At 45.4% G+C, this 16,209-nt stretch carries 15 protein-coding genes and 1 pseudogene; 10 read left to right on the top strand and 6 right to left on the bottom strand.

Going from position 1 to position 16,209, the window contains the following annotated elements; genetic code table 11:
- Positions 1-104: 104 nt before the first annotated feature.
- Complete coding sequence (locus AC6I8U_RS23125) at positions 105-779, bottom strand: fructose-6-phosphate aldolase (RefSeq protein ID WP_498018694.1); 675 nt, start codon at positions 777-779, stop codon at positions 105-107.
- Between the two features lie 190 nt (positions 780-969).
- Between AC6I8U_RS23125 and AC6I8U_RS23120 the strand changes: the two genes are divergently transcribed.
- From AC6I8U_RS23120 to AC6I8U_RS23110, 3 genes are all read left to right on the top strand, one after another.
- Complete coding sequence (locus tag AC6I8U_RS23120; RefSeq protein ID WP_498018693.1) at positions 970-1,869, top strand: glycyl-radical enzyme activating protein; 900 nt, start codon at positions 970-972, stop codon at positions 1,867-1,869.
- Between the two features lie 5 nt (positions 1,870-1,874).
- Entirely contained in the window at positions 1,875-4,298 is a 2,424-nt protein-coding gene (locus AC6I8U_RS23115) for a formate C-acetyltransferase/glycerol dehydratase family glycyl radical enzyme (RefSeq protein WP_498018692.1), read from the top strand.
- 277 nt (positions 4,299-4,575) lie between these two features.
- A complete protein-coding gene (locus AC6I8U_RS23110; protein WP_498018691.1) occupies positions 4,576-5,316 on the top strand; it encodes a DeoR family transcriptional regulator in 741 nt (246 codons plus the stop codon).
- Here the strand turns inward: AC6I8U_RS23110 and AC6I8U_RS23105 are convergent.
- Positions 5,313-5,945 (bottom strand): flavin reductase family protein, encoded by a 633-nt coding sequence (locus tag AC6I8U_RS23105; protein WP_498018690.1) that lies wholly within the window; start codon positions 5,943-5,945, stop codon positions 5,313-5,315. The two genes, AC6I8U_RS23110 and AC6I8U_RS23105, sit on opposite strands and share 4 nt — an antisense overlap.
- A 169-nt stretch (positions 5,946-6,114) precedes the next feature.
- Here AC6I8U_RS23105 and AC6I8U_RS23100 point away from each other — a divergent pair, with 169 nt between their 5' ends.
- The 7 genes from AC6I8U_RS23100 (at position 6,115) to AC6I8U_RS23070 (ending at position 12,263) form a co-directional block, all read left to right on the top strand.
- Positions 6,115-7,062, top strand: a complete 948-nt coding sequence (locus AC6I8U_RS23100) for a LysR family transcriptional regulator (protein ID WP_498018689.1) — start codon at positions 6,115-6,117, stop codon at positions 7,060-7,062.
- Between the two features lie 145 nt (positions 7,063-7,207).
- Complete coding sequence (locus tag AC6I8U_RS23095; protein ID WP_498018688.1) at positions 7,208-8,236, top strand: DUF1254 domain-containing protein; 1,029 nt, start codon at positions 7,208-7,210, stop codon at positions 8,234-8,236.
- Positions 8,237-8,403: 167 nt separating this feature from the next.
- On the top strand, positions 8,404-9,381 hold the full coding sequence (locus AC6I8U_RS23090) for a helix-turn-helix domain-containing protein (protein WP_498018687.1): 978 nt from the start codon (positions 8,404-8,406) through the stop codon (positions 9,379-9,381).
- Positions 9,382-9,501: 120 nt separating this feature from the next.
- Positions 9,502-9,987: a hypothetical protein gene (locus AC6I8U_RS23085; protein ID WP_498018686.1), complete on the top strand. Its 486-nt coding sequence runs from the start codon at positions 9,502-9,504 to the stop codon at positions 9,985-9,987.
- A gap of 291 nt (positions 9,988-10,278) precedes the next feature.
- Positions 10,279-10,548, top strand: coding sequence for a PTS sugar transporter subunit IIB (locus AC6I8U_RS23080; RefSeq protein ID WP_128648995.1), 270 nt, complete (start codon positions 10,279-10,281; stop codon positions 10,546-10,548).
- A gap of 12 nt (positions 10,549-10,560) precedes the next feature.
- Positions 10,561-11,817 carry a PTS ascorbate transporter subunit IIC gene (ulaA, locus tag AC6I8U_RS23075; protein ID WP_498018685.1) on the top strand — a complete coding sequence of 419 codons (1,257 nt, stop codon included), beginning with the start codon at positions 10,561-10,563 and terminating at the stop codon, positions 11,815-11,817.
- Positions 11,814-12,263, top strand: coding sequence for a PTS sugar transporter subunit IIA (locus AC6I8U_RS23070; protein ID WP_234497166.1), 450 nt, complete (start codon positions 11,814-11,816; stop codon positions 12,261-12,263). The genes ulaA and AC6I8U_RS23070 overlap by 4 nt, the downstream gene beginning before the upstream one ends.
- A gap of 67 nt (positions 12,264-12,330) precedes the next feature.
- Here AC6I8U_RS23070 and AC6I8U_RS23065 read toward each other — a convergent pair whose 3' ends face one another.
- The 4 genes and pseudogenes from AC6I8U_RS23065 to AC6I8U_RS23050 form a co-directional block, all read right to left on the bottom strand.
- Positions 12,331-12,630: a hypothetical protein gene (locus tag AC6I8U_RS23065; protein WP_498018684.1), complete on the bottom strand. Its 300-nt coding sequence runs from the start codon at positions 12,628-12,630 to the stop codon at positions 12,331-12,333.
- A 101-nt stretch (positions 12,631-12,731) separates the two neighbouring features.
- Positions 12,732-13,642 (bottom strand): annotated as a pseudogene (locus tag AC6I8U_RS23060) (EamA family transporter).
- An 80-nt stretch (positions 13,643-13,722) separates the two neighbouring features.
- Positions 13,723-14,430, bottom strand: coding sequence for a phosphonate utilization transcriptional regulator PhnR (gene phnR, locus AC6I8U_RS23055; RefSeq protein WP_498018683.1), 708 nt, complete (start codon positions 14,428-14,430; stop codon positions 13,723-13,725).
- Between the two features lie 58 nt (positions 14,431-14,488).
- The gene (locus tag AC6I8U_RS23050; RefSeq protein WP_498019636.1) at positions 14,489-16,192 is read right to left on the bottom strand and encodes a putative 2-aminoethylphosphonate ABC transporter permease subunit; all 1,704 of its coding nucleotides are present in this window, start codon (positions 16,190-16,192) and stop codon (positions 14,489-14,491) included.
- Between the last annotated feature and the right edge of the window lie 17 nt (positions 16,193-16,209).

The raw sequence follows: 16,209 nt of genomic DNA, 5'->3' as shown, positions 1-16,209 counted from the left end.
GCTAGCTCCTATCGTCGTATCGCCTATTTTTAAACAGCGATGCGCAGCATGCTCTTTGCTCCTCCCCTGATAAGGGGAGGCTGGGAGGGGTAAAATGCTCAATCTTAGCTTTCAAATGAAAGCTTACCCCCAAACGCCCCACTCCAGTCCTTATCAAACTGTTCAACCGCTGGTTCAATTGCTGGATGAGAGAACATCTGCGCTGCAACATATACTGGCAATGTAATAGCACCAATCCCTAACTTCATAACATCCATCGCTTGTTGAACATTCTTGAAACTTGCTGCCAAAATTTTTGCTGGTAAGCCGTTTTTCTCGATCAATGTTTGGATATCACGAACAACCGCCACTCCATCACCATTCATCGCATCGATACGATTTACATAAGGTGCCAAATAATCAGCGCCACATAGCGCTGCCATAAATCCTTGTTGAGCGGTGTAAATCGCGGTAGCGAGAACCTGAATACCTTCTTTTTTCATTAGCTTAATCGCAGCGAGACCCTTCTCCGTCGCTGGTACTTTCACGACCATATCGTAAGGAAGTTCATTAAGCATCTTAGCCTCTGCCACCATGCCAGCGACATCTTTACTGACGACCTGTGCGTGAAAGCGAGCTTCTTTACCTAAAACGTCAGACATTGCCTTTAGCGTCTCGGTGAGACCCGTACCTGAATTCGCAACAATAGTCGGGTTGGTTGTAATACCTTTTAATGGGAAACACTGGTTAAAGCGAGCGGTTTCATTTACATCGGCTGTATCTAAATAGAGTTCAATCATAGATATCTCTCGGACCTTTCTTTGAGCAATCTCAAGTTGTGAACAATATAGATCCAGCGAATGTTTCAGATCTTGACCCTGATCAAAACAAACTTCAAATGAAACCTTTAAATTTCATTTAACGAAAGCAATAAACTTTCAAAAACGAAACCTATGAAGAATGTGAGATTCGAATTAGAGAGAGGCTAGCATGTACTTCAACATACAAAGATTTTCAACTCACGATGGCGATGGCATTCGCAGAATCCTTTTTTTAAAGGGCTGCAGCTTGGCGTGTCCATGGTGTCAGAACCCTGAAAGTCGTAGCCCAAAGCACTCGTTACTATTCGATGAGCGCAGTTGCCTCGAGCAATGTACATCCTGTGTCGATGTTTGCCCTTCAATTGAAAGAACGAAAGACACCGTCACTATCAACAGACAGACACTGGATGAAGCGCAGATCATCGCGCTGAAAAATGTCTGTCCGACACAAGCGCTAAGCGTCTGCGGCGAAGAAGCTCAAGAAGGCGTACTCATTGACACGCTGATGAAAGACAAGCCGTTCTACGATCAAAGCGGTGGCGGCGTAACGTTTTCAGGTGGTGAGCCTTTAATGCAATCTGATCTCGTGACGTCAATCGCAACCGAGTTGCACCGACAAAGTGTCAATACTGCTATCGAAACCTGCATGCATGTGCCATGGAAAAATGTTGAACAAGCTGCGCCTCACATTGATTGCTGGCTAGCAGATCTCAAACACACCAATGAAGAGAAGTTTCTCGAGTGGGCGCAAGGCTCTTTGAAACGAATCAAAGCCAACTTTCAAAAGCTCGCTCCTATCGCTAAACGCATTGTCATTCGTGTGCCTGTAGTACCGGGATTTAACGATACCGAAGCTGAGCTTGCTGACATCATCGACTTTGCGGCTTCACTTGAAAGCTGCAACGAAATTCACCTGTTGCCCTACCACACCTTGGGCATCAACAAATACCGTCTGCTTGATATGCCTTACTTATGTGCAGACAAACCACTGAACAACCCTGAACTGCTTGAATACGCGCTACAGCACGCTAAGCAGTATTCGCATATGAACGTGATCGTACGAGGTTAATTACTATGGAACTCAACTATTTACCAAAGCGTATTCAAGACCATAAGACAGCACTAGTGAACATTGTCACGCCACCAATCTGTACTGAGCGTGCCGTTGCTTACACAAAAGCTTATCGTGAAAACGAAGACAAGCCGGTTATCGTTCAGCGCGCTCTTGCGCTCGAAGAACACCTTAGAACGCGTACCATCTGGATTGATAATGGCGAGCTAATTGTCGGTAACCAGGCAAGTAAGCTACGCGCTGCTCCTATCTTCCCAGAGTACACTGTGCGTTGGATTGAAGCTGAAATTGATGATCTAGCGGATCGTCCAGGTGCCGGCTTTGCGGTAACAGAAGAAGACAAAGAAGTTATTCATTCACTCACTCCCTACTGGCGTGGTAAGACAGTACAAGATCGCTGTTACGGTATGTTCACACAAGAGCAGCAAGCCATTCTTGCGACCACGATTATCAAGGCGGAAGGCAATATGACCTCCGGTGATGCACACTTAGCGGTCGACAATGAAAAGATCCTTGCGCTCGGTCTTGATGGACTCATTACAGAAGTTGACGACTTCCGTCAAAGCAATGATATTTCAACCTACGAAGGGCTTAAAAAAGAGCAATTTTATAAGTCGGTCGACATCGTTCTGCGTGCTATTCAACAGCATATCCTGCGCTTTGCTGAGTTAGCCTCTGAGATGGCAAAGAATGAGCAAAATACGAAACGCAAAGCCGAGTTAGAAACCATCTCTGCAAACTGTGAACATATTGCTTATCACGCGCCAACGAGCTTCTGGCAGGCCCTTCAGCTCAGTTATTTTGTTCAGCTTATGCTGCAAATTGAGTCGAACGGTCACTCGGTGTCGTTTGGGCGTATGGACCAATACCTAAACGACTACTACGTAAATGATATCTACAACGGCACTTTGGAACTTGGGTTTGCGCTTGAGCTACTGCAAAGCTGTTGGCTCAAGCTTCTCGAGGTCAACAAAATCCGCTCTGGTGCTCACTCAAAAGCGTCAGCAGGCTCTCCGCTTTATCAAAACGTCTGTATTGGTGGCCAAAGGCTTGATAACCAATGTAACCCGGTAGATGCGGTAAACCCGCTATCTTGGGCAATACTGGAGTCTTGTGGGCAGCTTCGTTCCACTCAACCAAACCTAAGCGTTCGCTACCATGAAGGGCTAGACCAGGAATTTTTAATGGGCTGTATCGAAGTCATTAAGTGTGGTTTTGGTATGCCAGCCTTCAATAATGATGAGATTGTCATTCCCGAGTTCATCAAGCTTGGTGTCGAGCGTGAAGATGCCTACAACTATGCCTCAATTGGTTGTATCGAGACAGCTGTACCTGGTAAATGGGGCTATCGCTGTACAGGTATGAGCTTTATCAACTTTGCTCGGATCTTGTTAGCCGCTCTAAATGAAGGCAAAGATGCGACAACTGGCGAGTGCTTCCTACCACACGACAAATCTCTAGCGAAGGGTAACTTTGCCGATATGGATGAAGTCATGACTTCGTGGGCAGACCAAGTTCGCTACTACGCAAGAAAATCGATCGAGATCGATACGGTAGTGGATAGCGTCCTAGAGCATCAAGCGCAAGATATCTTCTGCTCATCGCTAGTGGACAACTGTCTGCCGAGTGGGAAAACAGTGAAAGAAGGGGGAGCCAAGTATGACTGGGTATCAGGTCTGCAAGTGGGTATCGCCAACCTAGGGAACAGCTTGGCAGCAATCAAACACTTGGTATTTGAAGACAAACAAATCAGCCAACCCGAGCTAGCGAAAGCACTAGAAGAGAACTTTGAAGGCGCTGAGCAAGAGCAGCTTCGTCAACGTATCCTTAACTTCGCACCAAAATACGGCAACGATGATGACTCCGTTGACCTACTACTCGCAGAAGCTTACAGCGTGTATATCGATGAGCTGAGCAACTTCGTCAATACTCGTCACGGTCGCGGTCCAATCGGTGGTGGTTACTACGCGGGCACGTCTAGTATCTCGGCAAACGTTCCGTTTGGGGCTTCAACTATGGCAACGCCGGATGGGCGAAAGGCAACAACACCTCTAGCTGAAGGCGCAAGCCCATCTTCGGGCTCTGACCGCTTAGGTCCGACTGCGGTATACAACTCTGTCGGTAAGATCCAAGCTGATAAAATCTTAGGGGGTGTGCTGCTGAATCAGAAATTATCACCAGCAGCCGTGGCGTCTGAAAGCGACAAACTCAAGCTATCCAAGTTGATTCGTACATTCTTCAACCACCATAAAGGTTGGCACGTGCAATACAACATTGTATCGAGAGACACCTTGCTCGCGGCGAAACGTAACCCTGAGCAATACCGTGACTTGGTGGTACGTGTAGCGGGGTACTCAGCCTTCTTCACTGCGCTTTCACCGGATGCTCAAGACGATATTATTGCGCGTACTGAGCACGAACTCTGATAGAGGCTAACAGCTACACTTCGCAGTTTTTTGTGAAGAGTTTAGCTTTCAAATGAAACATAAATGAAAGAGAGCTATAATGGCTCTCTTTTGGTTTGGTGAAGAAGCTAGATAGAGATGGCGTTAGTCTCGGCAAGATTCCTGCCTGCGCAGGAATGACGAATCCAATTACTAGCATCTCCAAAAATGGCGTCATCCCTGCGCAGGCAGGGATCTACTCAAAGCGATCACCAATCCACACCATAAAACTCAACCCCCTGTTTCCCAAGGACTAACTATGAACTCCAGACAATCTGAAATCCTTAACCTCGTCAACGACAGAACCCGAGTCCAAGTCAGCGAGCTTTCTGAACTCACAGGTGTGTCTGGCGTCACTATTCGTCAAGACCTTAATTTCTTGGAGAAAAACGGTTACCTCAAACGGGTTCATGGCGCCGCAGTCGCACTACAGAGTGATGATATTGAGTCGCGTCTTGAGGTGCACTTCGATATCAAGCAGCAACTCGCGAATAAAGCGGCGGATCTTGTAACGCCAAATGAAACCGTGCTAATTGAAGGTGGCAGCGCCAATGCTCTGTTAGCGAGAACACTCGCAGAGCGTGGTGATGTCACCATTATCACACCATCAGCTTATATCGCCCATTTAATCCGCCACACGTCTGCCAACATCATTTTGTTGGGTGGCGTTTATCAACATCAAGGGGAGAGCTTGGTCGGGCCGCTCACCAAGCTTTGCATTGAGAACATCCACTTCAGTACTGCGTTTTTGGGGATTGACGGCTTTGATGTCGATACCGGCTTTACCAGTCGAGATATGATGCGCGCCGATATCGCTAGTACCATACTTGCCAAAAAGCGTCGTAATGTTGTACTCACCGATTCAAGTAAGTTTGGTCAGATATTCCCCTCCTCAATCGGCAGCACCAACGAAATTTCTGTGCTCATTACAGATGAGGCTGCGCCTCAGGATATGCTCGAACATATGAAATCTAAAGGTGTTGAAGTCTTTGTCGGCTAGCCAAATATTTCTGGTTTGGTGTGAGGTTTGGCATAAGTGAGCCTCCCCAAACTGTCTGTCACATGGTAGTTGTCCAAACCCGATACGGCGACACTGCCTAGTGATTCGATATCAATATAACCGCCTTCAGCGATTGCCTCTCGCTCGACATGCAGGTTAGTGATCTCTCCAATCAGCAATACGACACCGTTTAGGTCGATAGTTTGACTGCTCTTTAGCGCAAGCGAATACTTTAACCGACTCTCGGCAACAAAAGGGGCACGCACACCCTCTTGCCATTCAGGTGTTAATCCGACCGCCTCAAATTCAGAAACTTCTCTTGGGTAGCGTGACGACGTCTGGTGCGCTCGTTTCCAGATATCATTGTTAACGTGATTAATGGTGTACTCGCCGACAGACTCAATGTTCTCTAGCGTATCTCTAGCGACTGAGTGGGGCCTTGAAATCATTCCGATTAATGGAGGGTTAGCGCCCAAATGAAATACCGAACTCACAATGGCTAAGTTGGTGTTTCCTTCGTGATCTGCAGTGCCTACAAGATTGGCACTTTTAAAGCCCGATAAACTATTAACGAAGTTAGCTCTATAACGGTCTTCTAAGCTAAGTATATCTTGATGAGTAACATGCATGTGTCGATACCTGGATTAGCGGAATATTGATATAAGTTACTCAAACTCAGTGGTTTTCGATCACCGTGATGCCCATCTCAAGCCAACTCTGGATTAATTATTAATGCCATGCACTTTGCCAATATAGTGATATGCTTTGAGGTAATAAGTGTGTTTGTGGAGTGAGCGGATGAAAACCCTTGAACAAGAACTGTCTCGAATTGACTTAAACTTACTCGTCTCCCTTAGTGTGCTAATTAAAGAGCGCAACGTCTCTCGTGCTGCTGAGAAGCTTTATTTGTCTCAACCAGCAATGAGCCGAACGCTTGCCAGACTCAGAGATCTGTTTGACGATCCACTGTTCTACCGTGAGTCCAATGGATTACAGCCCACAGCGAAAACACTTGAGCTTGAAGCATCACTGGATAGTATTCTGCTCTCAATTGACACCTTATTGAATGGGCTTAGTTTCTCCCCTCTCGAATGTGAACGTGCTTTTCGTTTATCCGTTCCCCCACTGATGAGTCGATTCCTAACCGCGCCTTTAGCTAGGGCGCTTCAAGACGTTGCACCTAAGGTCACGCTAGAAGAGTACCCATCATCACGCGAACCGATTCAACTGCTAAAAGATGGACAGGTCGACTTTTCGATTCATGTTGAAGAGCCACCTCAAAGTGATGAGTATCAATTCCAAAAGATCGGTAGTACCTACCCTGTTATCTATGGCTCTCGAACTCATCCGTTAACGCAACATACCGATATCACCATAGAAGACTGCCTTAACTATCAATTTGTCGATCTATCCCTGGATGTTCGCTCTAATCATAATTACCTAAACCCAATCGATGTAGAGTTGGCTAAACAAGGTCAGAGTCGCACCATAGCTCTGAAGTCCGGGCAGCTTTCCACGCTTTTGGATTCTCTTGCAGGGACGGACCGATTAATGATTTCAAGTCATGCGTTAGCGGACGACCTACTCAACCACGAAGATCTGCAAGTGATTAAGGCATTTAATCGTGACGACTACTACGTCGGCTTGTATCTGATTGAACACCGAAAAACGGAAAGTAGCCCAGCTCATCGTTGGTTTAAGCAGCTTGTCGTCGATTCATTGTCCGAGCGAATCTCAACGACTTAAACATGATATGCACCTCAAGCATATCAGCTATAAGTGCATATCATTGGAATAGATAGGGCTATCTTCGTAAGCTATTCATCAACAAGCAACGCTATTAAATACAGGGCGAGTTAATAGTGACAATGAATCCACTTCGGAGATAGCTATGACTTTCAAGAAATCACTCATTACTTGTTCAATCCTTGGCCTTGGTTTTGCGCTCACCGCTTGCAGCACAACATCCACCGAAACTGCAAATCAAGCCTCTAGCACTATAGAGATCACAGAGCAAAATTACGCTCATGCGGAAACCGCTCGTAACTATCGCAACTGGGTAGCGCTTGGTGCAAACCAACACATCACGCACATGCGTAACCTGCCTCCGAGAGGTAAAGACGCACCAACAGTCCAGATGAATGACGACACCTTATACTCTGTTGCAGTCGTTGAGGCAGTGGACGGAATGGTGACATTTGAAATTCCAGAATCTGACGTTTATATGGCGGTGCAGGTTGTGAACGAAGGCGGTCACGGTGAACATTACGTCGTTGGTGAGGGTTCATATACCGCGGCGATCGAAACAGATTATGCATTTCTCATCTATCGTACAGGCACAGAAAAAGGGCTAGAAGCAGCGCGCACAGCTCAAGATAAGATCGAAACAGATACACTCAAGTTCGGCACTTATGAAGTGAAAAACTACGACTATCAAGAAGTCGAAGCGTGGACGTCTACCCTCACTGCCGAAACACAGGGACAAGTATTTGCTTATACCTTCCCTCGCACTTCTAAAGAGGTGACGGATTTGCATCAGTGGAACTTGGAGAACGCCAATGGCTGGGGCGGTTCATCGCCTGAGGTTAATGTCGCGAACCTGTACACCAACTCTGTCATGCTTGACGCGGAGCAGTGCCAAACCACAACCTTTGAGGAACCCGAGTCAAAATACTTTACCTCATTAACACCGTACGATGAGTCTCGCTACCTTATTGCTGGGGCTAACCATATCTCATCAAACGATTGGGTAACGAATGGCGACGGCACGGTCACTGTGTCTTTTAACTGTGGCTCGAATGCCATCAACAACATAGATACCAACGGACAAGATTTCTCATTTACGGTGCGCTACTACGGCGTGAGCCAGAAGGTAATGAACGGTGAAATTGCTCCAGAGAAATCCGTTATCAAATCATAGGCGACAAACAGGTGAGAATGCGATTGCCATTCTCACCTAATAACTCTTTGATAAACCGCAGATATACAGTTCGCACATATCCTTTATCCAAACCTATCATTTCTAAAGCACATCTCGATTAATTATATTAAACACACAACCTAACACACCACCTCGAGGAGACTCTCATGTTCCCAGTCGTTTATAGTGATTATGCCACCAGCATTCTGTCACACTTAAAACAGCAAGGTATTGATGTTAGTGATATGGTCGCGGCTTCTGGTCTTCCTAGTGATTATCAGCAGACAGAATCTACATTCTTGCCACTACGTGCACTATTTAGGTTGCTAAAATTGACCTATCAAGAACTAGGAGAAGAGAAAGGAACCTCAATCATTCGACAGGTACTACGCACTCAAATTGTCCCAGCACTCCTTGCTGAGCTAAATGATTGCGAAACTGTTGAGCAGGCAGTACGCAATCTTATTCTGTTGATTCAAGCTCAAATACCACAATCAGAGATATCATTGACCCCGTATGGAGAAAATTTCATCTTCACGCGCTACAAAGCAAACACAGGTGAGGACTCTGCGTTTATTTGGTCAGAAGTTTTCTCATTATGGACTATGGTCGAACTCATTCAGGCTATCACTCAATCAAAGTGGCTTCCCAAACAAGTGCACATTCAATCGCAATCTTGCAGTGATGTGATTGGGTGTTTCCCACGCCAAATTCAGTTTATTCAGGCACGTGAGATGTCTGGTGTGATCATTGAATCAGCACTGCTATCGCAACCTGCGTCCTTCTCAAATGCGCGAAGGGATGAGGATGAAGAAGACTACGGTATGCACTACAACGTCATCAGTCAAACCTACAGCGCCCTTCGACCTTATGTCCTTGAGCTTAAGTTTGACTTAGAGCGAGCGGCTCAGATTATCGAAGTGAGTAAGCGCACACTGCAAAGACGCTTGAGTCAGCATGGCATCACTTTTCGACAGCTAAGAGATAACTTCATTGCTGACATTGCACTGGAGCAGTTACAAAAGGGTGAAGCGGTTTCGAGGGTAGCGGTCAATGTTGGATTTGCCAGCGTATCTCAGTTCTCAAGGTCCTTTAAGCGCATTACAGGACTGGCACCATCACGCATTGCACTTCGCCATATCTAGGGCTAGCTTTACCAAAAGTAACAGTGTTTAGCGTCAACATGTACCTAGAATATTTCTTTAAAATTCTTGAGTGTGTATACTTAATAGGTTGAACTTGCGAAGTTGTACTCTGGATTGTAAATGCAAATAAAGAAAATGGATGCGCCACACGATATGCAAATAGGCGCTAGGTTCGAAACAAAATCTCATGGTTATGTTACCGTTGTAGAGTATTACAATACGCATACCGTCATTGTCGCATTTGAGAACACCGGTAATATTCGCTCTACTACCGCGTCAAAATTACGTGGCGGGCAAATTAGCGATCGTGCCGCACCCATTCAATCTTCCATGGTTGGAGAGACGGTATTATCTCCAAAACATGGAATGCTAACGATTACTCAAGTCGAATCTGAAAATGTTATTCTATTAGAAACTGAAGACGGTGAAGAAATTCGCATGCTTCGTCCCGCCGTGCAAAAACTTCGTGAAAAAATCAATGATGAAGAGCTCAACAACGAGCAACCTAAACTACCGACTTCTTTGAGTGCACTTACCAAGAGAAATAAGAAAACCAAAGACGTTAATAAACTACTCAAAAAGATGCTTACTGACTATGGTAAATAATCACTTACTGCAATGCCATTATATTCATAACACAAAATACTAATAACAAGTCTTTCATTTAAACTACAAATACCACTCCTTTTTCCTAGACTTCTCAATGGGCCATAACACTAAAGAGTTAAAGTCCCCTAACTTGGGACTTTAACTCAAATTAATGCGATCTGCGTCACAAGGTCAATTTGGTTTTGTGACGCAGGTCTATTGTTGTTTTGGGCAGTTTGGATATGATTTGTACCATCCAATAGCGAGGAAAACCCTTCCTCCCCTATAAACTCACAAGAGAATGATGATATGAAAAAGATTATGGTTGTATGCGGAAATGGTCTTGGTACTTCACTAATGATGGAAATGGCTGTTAAGGAAGTAGTAGGTAAAATTGGTCTGGATGCCGAAGTTGATCATGAAGATCTATCATCTGCAGCGTCAAGTACTGCTGATATTTGGGTTGCTGCGACTGACGTTGCGAACCAATTAGCTGATGCTGGTAAAGAAAACATTGTTAGCCTTGCGAATATTTTTGATAAAGCTTCTATCGAAGAGCAATTGAAAAAATTCATGTAAGGAAAATATGTAATGCAAAATTTCTTCGAGTTTATGCTGGGCTTATTAAAAGAGCCCGCAATCATGGTAGGTCTTATAGCTTTCGTGGGCTTAATTGCCCAGAAAGCTGACGTATCGACTATTCTTAAAGGCACAATTAAAACCGTAATGGGTTTCCTAATTTTAGGTTTTGGTGCTGGCGCTCTAGTTGGCGCACTAAATAACTTCTCAACTGTATTTACAGAAGCATTTGGCGTAAGTGGTGTTATTCCAAATAACGAAGCAATTGTTGCTCTAGCACAAGAAGCTTTCGGTTATGAAATGGCATTAATTATGTTCTTCGCATTCTTAGTTAATATTCTTTTGGCTCGTTTCACGCCATTGAAGTTTATTTTCCTTACAGGTCACCACACCATGTTCATGTCAATGTTGGTGGCGGTAATCCTGTCTACTGCGGAGATCCAAGGTGCAGCATTAGTTGCAATGGGTTCAATTATCGTTGGTTCACTAATGGTAATCATGCCTGCTCTTGCGCAAAAATATACCGTGAAAGTAATGGGTACTGACCAGCTTGCTATGGGTCACTTCTCAACGTTTTCATACTTAATCGCAGGCTATGTGGGTAGCAAATTTGGTGACCCATCGAAATCAACAGAAGAGATCAACGTACCTAAGAGCCTTATGTTCTTGCGTGATACGCCAGTTGCAGTTGCAACAACAATGGCTATCTTCTTTATGATTGCATCTATCTTCGCTGGCGGTGAGTTTGTAGAAGGCGTATCTGGCGGTCAGAACTGGGTAGTATTTACCTTCATGCAATCTCTGGTATTCGCAGGCGGTGTTTACATCGTTCTTCAAGGTGTGAAAATGTTGATTGCGGAAATCGTTCCAGCATTTAAAGGCATCTCTGACAAGCTTGTACCAGGTGCGAAGCCAGCTCTAGATTGTCCTATGGTGTTCCCAGTAGCGCCTAACGCAGTATTGATTGGTTTCCTATCTTCATTCGCTGCAGGCCTAGTGTCTATGGGTATCCAAGGTGCTTTTGACTGGACAATCATCGTAGCAGGTGTTGTACCTCACTTCTTCGTAGGTGGTGCTGCAGGTGTTTATGGTAACGCGATGGGTGGTCTACGCGGTGCAATCCTTGGTGCATTTGTTCAAGGTCTATGTATCTCGTTCCTACCGATGCTACTACTACCAGTTCTAGGTGGTCTTGGTCTTGAAGCAACAACATTTGCTGACTTCGACTTCGGTGTAGTTGGTCTGGTTCTAGGTTGGATTGTTCAATGAGTATTTTTAATCTAATTGGCGATAACGGCATTGTTATCTGTAACGAAGAAAACTTGTCTGTCGACGCTGCACTCGACATCACCTGCTCAAAGCTATTAGAGCAAGGTAAAGTAGAAGCCAGCTACCTTGAAGCAATCAAGGCGAAGCATAAAGAAATCGGTGCGTACTACGTACTGGCTCCTAAAATTGCAATGCCACACGCTCGTCCAGAAGACGGTGTTAACGAAGCAGCGCTTCAGGTAACAGTATTCAAAAATGGTGTCGATTTAGAATCAGAAGATAACGGTGACGTTTACTTCTCAATCACACTGGCGGCAATGGATTCAGACAGCCACATTCAAACCATTATGGCGTTAGCTGAACTGTTCCAAAACGATGATGACGTTGAAGCCATTATCGCTGCTGAGAGTGAAGCTGCAATCATCGAGATTCTGAAGAAATACTAATCTCGAAACAAAAAACAAAGCCCTTGTATGAAAATACAAGGGCTTTTTTAGTTTGCTATGAATAACATTATGTATTAGAGAAAGCACTCGCCTTATGCTTATCAACCGCTTCAGCTTCATCAAACAGCTCAGCGTTGAATACAATATAGCCATTCGACAACATCCCTTTGGCGACTTGAGGGCGACCTTTACACCCTACCCCCATCAATCTCTGACACAAAGCATCTGGTGCGGATTGATACACGATATCCAAAAACGGCAGTTGAGCGTCGGTCACAATGCCATGCACATTAAACTGCTCTATCGCATCTTCAAAGAGATCTGAATCAGTATGTTCGATGATTTCTATCACGTGTTCCAATCGCATCTATTACTCAATTCCATTTTAATCATGTACTTATTGCGAGAGTGTACACTAGTTTCCATCGGTATAACACGGGTTGGATCAATGTCACTCTTACCACTTTGCTATAACGCCAAAGCGATAATGAGACCCGAACAGACCAAAAGTACCCCAAGGATGCGACTATTCAGCCAAGGTTCTTTAAGAAACCACATCCCCATAAAGACGCCAAAAATAATACTCACTTGGCGAAGGGCAACGACATAACTCACATTCTCGACCATTGTCATCGCATACAATACGATGCCATACGTCAGCCCCATCATCAGCCCTGCTGCCGTCGAATGATAGCGATACTTCCAAGCGAGTGCGATCTCATGAGTCTGTTTGGTAAAGACTAGCCACAAAACCAACATCAAGGTGATGCCTGCGGTTTGCAATCCCAGATACAACACGGCGATATGGAGCGAAGTCAGCGCTGTCGTTTCAGACACCAACCAATTGATCCCTTCTTTATCGACAATTGAGTAAATCGTAGTGCCAATAGCCGCGATGAACGCCCAAAAGACTCCGCGATTGGCATAGGCACTCACGCTCAAGCCTTTGAGCGTTTTCAATGGCACGAGCAAACAACCTAAGGTCAAAATAGCGAAACCAATCCAAGCGGTGAGGCCTAACGATTGCCCTAGTGCCCAAGTGCCCAAGCCCCCAACCCAACCATTAACACAGGCAAAGCGCGCGCGATTGGGTAAATAACGCCGATGTCCCCGTTCTTGTATGCCCTGAGTAACCCAACTAAGTAGATAACCTGACCAATAGCGCTGATCCCAAGCAACCACCAAAAATGTGCAGAGATATTGCCCATTCCAACCTGAATGAAACACCAAACAATAAACGGAGAGAGCAGCAAGAACTGTGAAAGAGAAGCGCCTAAAGTGAACGAGTAGCCTGAGCCATTATTAGACTTACCAAGAATGTTCCAACCCGCATGAAGTAGCGCCGAAAAGATAACAAGAAGAGCAGCGTAGAGTGTCACAACAAGATCCGATAAAAAACAACCGACACCACTTGGGTGTCGGCTGGTAAGAAGATAAATCAAAAGAAGTGTATGGAAACCTATCTTTCGAGCTGAGCGATTGACTCGATACTGATAGCATCGTGACGCCAATATTCAATATCACAATCAATAAGCTCGCCATGCTGATTGTAATTAATACGCTCGACCATCATTGCAGGAGTACCTGAAGTTGCACGCAGCGCTTGTGCCACCTCGCCCAGCAGTGAGGTTGTGGTGACTCGGTACTTTACCTTATCGTAGACAACACCGTATTTCTCACGATAGATATCCGTCAATGACGCACCAGCCATATCCACATCTAGGAGGTCTGGAAACTTTTCGGTTCGAATGAAGTTGGTCACATAAACGACTGGGCGCTCTTCAAGGTAACGCACGCGATCTACTCGATAAATATCTGAGAAAGGTGGTAATTCCAAAAGCTGAGCCGCTTGTTTTGTTGTCAGGATCCCTTTTGCTGCAATGAGCTCAGTACGAGGCTGTCGATTCTGAGAAATCGCCATATTAGTAAAGTTAAGGGTCTGCGTAGGGTCATAACGGAGCGGCTCTGGAGATATAAACCAGCCACGACGATCTTCACGATAAATGCGCCCTTCTGCTTCAAGCAGTGACAGTGCTTCACGAAGCGTGACACGAGTAGTGTCGAACGATTCAGCAAGCTTGCGTTCTGCTGGCAATTTTTGCCTCGGAGCAAGCATGCCCGATTCGATTTGCTCAACAATGGCGTCTTTTATTTTTACGTATTGCACTTGGCATCCTTAATTCAATCGTTATCCAACACGATTATTAATCGAAATATCTCGTCTATTAGCGTTTACGCCAAGCTTGAGTTTTGCCTTCAAATAGCTTTCCAACGACCATGTGAACCAGTTTGGCAACGGCTGCAGAGAGCATGATCATTACCGCCATTGCCGCTGCACTGCCCGTCTGACCGGCATCATCCATGTTAAGTACCGCGACAGACGCTGGGATCGTGTTTGTTGAATACAAGAATACTACCGCAGACGTGGTTGTTAAAGCATTGATAAATAGATATATCGCGATATCTAACACAGCCGGCAAACAGCATGGCAAAGAAACTTTGAAAAATAGCTTATATTGCGGCAGCTTAACCGACGCAGCCGTCGCCTCAATTTCTGAAGGTAGCTGCTTGAGTGCCGTCAACGCCGTCATATGCCCCACCGTGTAATAATGCACAACGGTATTGATAACCAAGAATGCCATGGTGCCATACAACACACCGAGGGGGTTATTAGCGTCATTAAAGTAGAAGATGTAACCCAAACCCAGTACCAACCCAGGAACGGCCATTGGAATCACACTCATCATCTGCATCGCTTGACGAACCGGACCAAACGCACGCCCTTTCTCAATACAGTAAGCACCGATAAAGATAACCACCGAGCCTATGATTGCTGTCCATGTCGCCAATTTCAGGGAGTTAAAGTACGGGCTCCAGCCATAAGTACTCATCTCAGCGAAGTTATAGTTATTGAGAGTGAGGGCTTTGTTCCAAGGCCAGAAAGTAACGAGAGAACCATACACTGCCATACCAAGCACAGCTAACACCGCCAGAGAAACCAGCAGGCAATAGACAAAGCAAAGGGAGTCACGCAGCTTATTGGGAGATGGCTGATATGGCACGGAGCGACTATCTAGCATGCTCTTCTGTTTTTTCTGTACCCAGCGGTCAACAGTAAACGCCAGAACAGCCGGAAGAAGCAACAAGATACTGGTTACCGCCCCCATAGAAAAATTCTGCTGACCAACGACTTGCTTGAATATATCGGTCGCTAACACGTTGTAGCTGCCACCAATCACTTTAGGTACACCAAAATCACAAACCACCAGAGTAAACACGACGATGAGTGTGCTGATCAATCCATACTTAGCCGCAGGTAAAGTAACGGTGAAGAAAGTTTTAGCCGGCGATGTTTTGAGTGCACGTGCCGCCTCGTAGAGACGAGCATCTGAGGTGCGCAGTGACGTAGTTAAAATCATCAAGGCATGGGGAAAGGTCCAAAATATTAGACCCAGTGAAACACCAATCAAGCCATAAACAGAGTGTCCTTGCAGTAGTTCTTTCGCCACGCCTTGATTACCAAACAAGAAGATCAAACTAATCGCAGGGAGTAGCGACGGCGCTAAGATCGGTGCCGTCCCCATCAAGTTAAACAGACCTTTCAATGGCATACACGAGCGAGTCAACGCATAGGCGTAACCGAATGCTAAAAAGCCAACCACCACAGTAACAATAAGCCCGAGCGTCATCGTATTACTCAGTGAATACCACAGACTGTCGGTGGCAAAATAGGTAGCGAAATTCTCAAGACCAACGAACTCACCGGCACTGTTCTGCACACTCTTTTTCATCATTGCCCACAAGGGCATCAAGATAAACAGTGTCATAGCGACGAATAGAAACGTTAGCAGTCCAAAAAGTACCATATTGTCTTTACTAAACTTAGCACTGACTTTTTGAGTGGTGAGTAACGCCAGACGTTGTTTCATTGTGCCACCAGAATTTA

The sequence above is a fragment of the Vibrio sp. KUL80 genome (genome assembly GCF_059725495.1).
Note: the sequence above shows the minus strand (reverse complement) of the source record. Positions and strands in the feature narration are given on the sequence as shown.

Coding starts and splice junctions, on each gene's coding strand:
- AC6I8U_RS23065 (WP_498018684.1), bottom strand. CDS start 12,630: ATGCGATTGGAACACGTGATAGAAATCATCGAACATACTGATTCAGAT.
- AC6I8U_RS23050 (WP_498019636.1), bottom strand. CDS start 16,192: ATGAAACAACGTCTGGCGTTACTCACCACTCAAAAAGTCAGTGCTAAG.
- AC6I8U_RS23100 (WP_498018689.1), top strand. CDS start 6,115: ATGAAAACCCTTGAACAAGAACTGTCTCGAATTGACTTAAACTTACTC.
- AC6I8U_RS23070 (WP_234497166.1), top strand. CDS start 11,814: ATGAGTATTTTTAATCTAATTGGCGATAACGGCATTGTTATCTGTAAC.
- AC6I8U_RS23110 (WP_498018691.1), top strand. CDS start 4,576: ATGAACTCCAGACAATCTGAAATCCTTAACCTCGTCAACGACAGAACC.
- AC6I8U_RS23120 (WP_498018693.1), top strand. CDS start 970: ATGTACTTCAACATACAAAGATTTTCAACTCACGATGGCGATGGCATT.
- AC6I8U_RS23125 (WP_498018694.1), bottom strand. CDS start 779: ATGATTGAACTCTATTTAGATACAGCCGATGTAAATGAAACCGCTCGC.
- AC6I8U_RS23115 (WP_498018692.1), top strand. CDS start 1,875: ATGGAACTCAACTATTTACCAAAGCGTATTCAAGACCATAAGACAGCA.
- AC6I8U_RS23090 (WP_498018687.1), top strand. CDS start 8,404: ATGTTCCCAGTCGTTTATAGTGATTATGCCACCAGCATTCTGTCACAC.
- AC6I8U_RS23105 (WP_498018690.1), bottom strand. CDS start 5,945: ATGCATGTTACTCATCAAGATATACTTAGCTTAGAAGACCGTTATAGA.
- AC6I8U_RS23095 (WP_498018688.1), top strand. CDS start 7,208: ATGACTTTCAAGAAATCACTCATTACTTGTTCAATCCTTGGCCTTGGT.
- AC6I8U_RS23080 (WP_128648995.1), top strand. CDS start 10,279: ATGAAAAAGATTATGGTTGTATGCGGAAATGGTCTTGGTACTTCACTA.
- ulaA (WP_498018685.1), top strand. CDS start 10,561: ATGCAAAATTTCTTCGAGTTTATGCTGGGCTTATTAAAAGAGCCCGCA.
- AC6I8U_RS23085 (WP_498018686.1), top strand. CDS start 9,502: ATGCAAATAAAGAAAATGGATGCGCCACACGATATGCAAATAGGCGCT.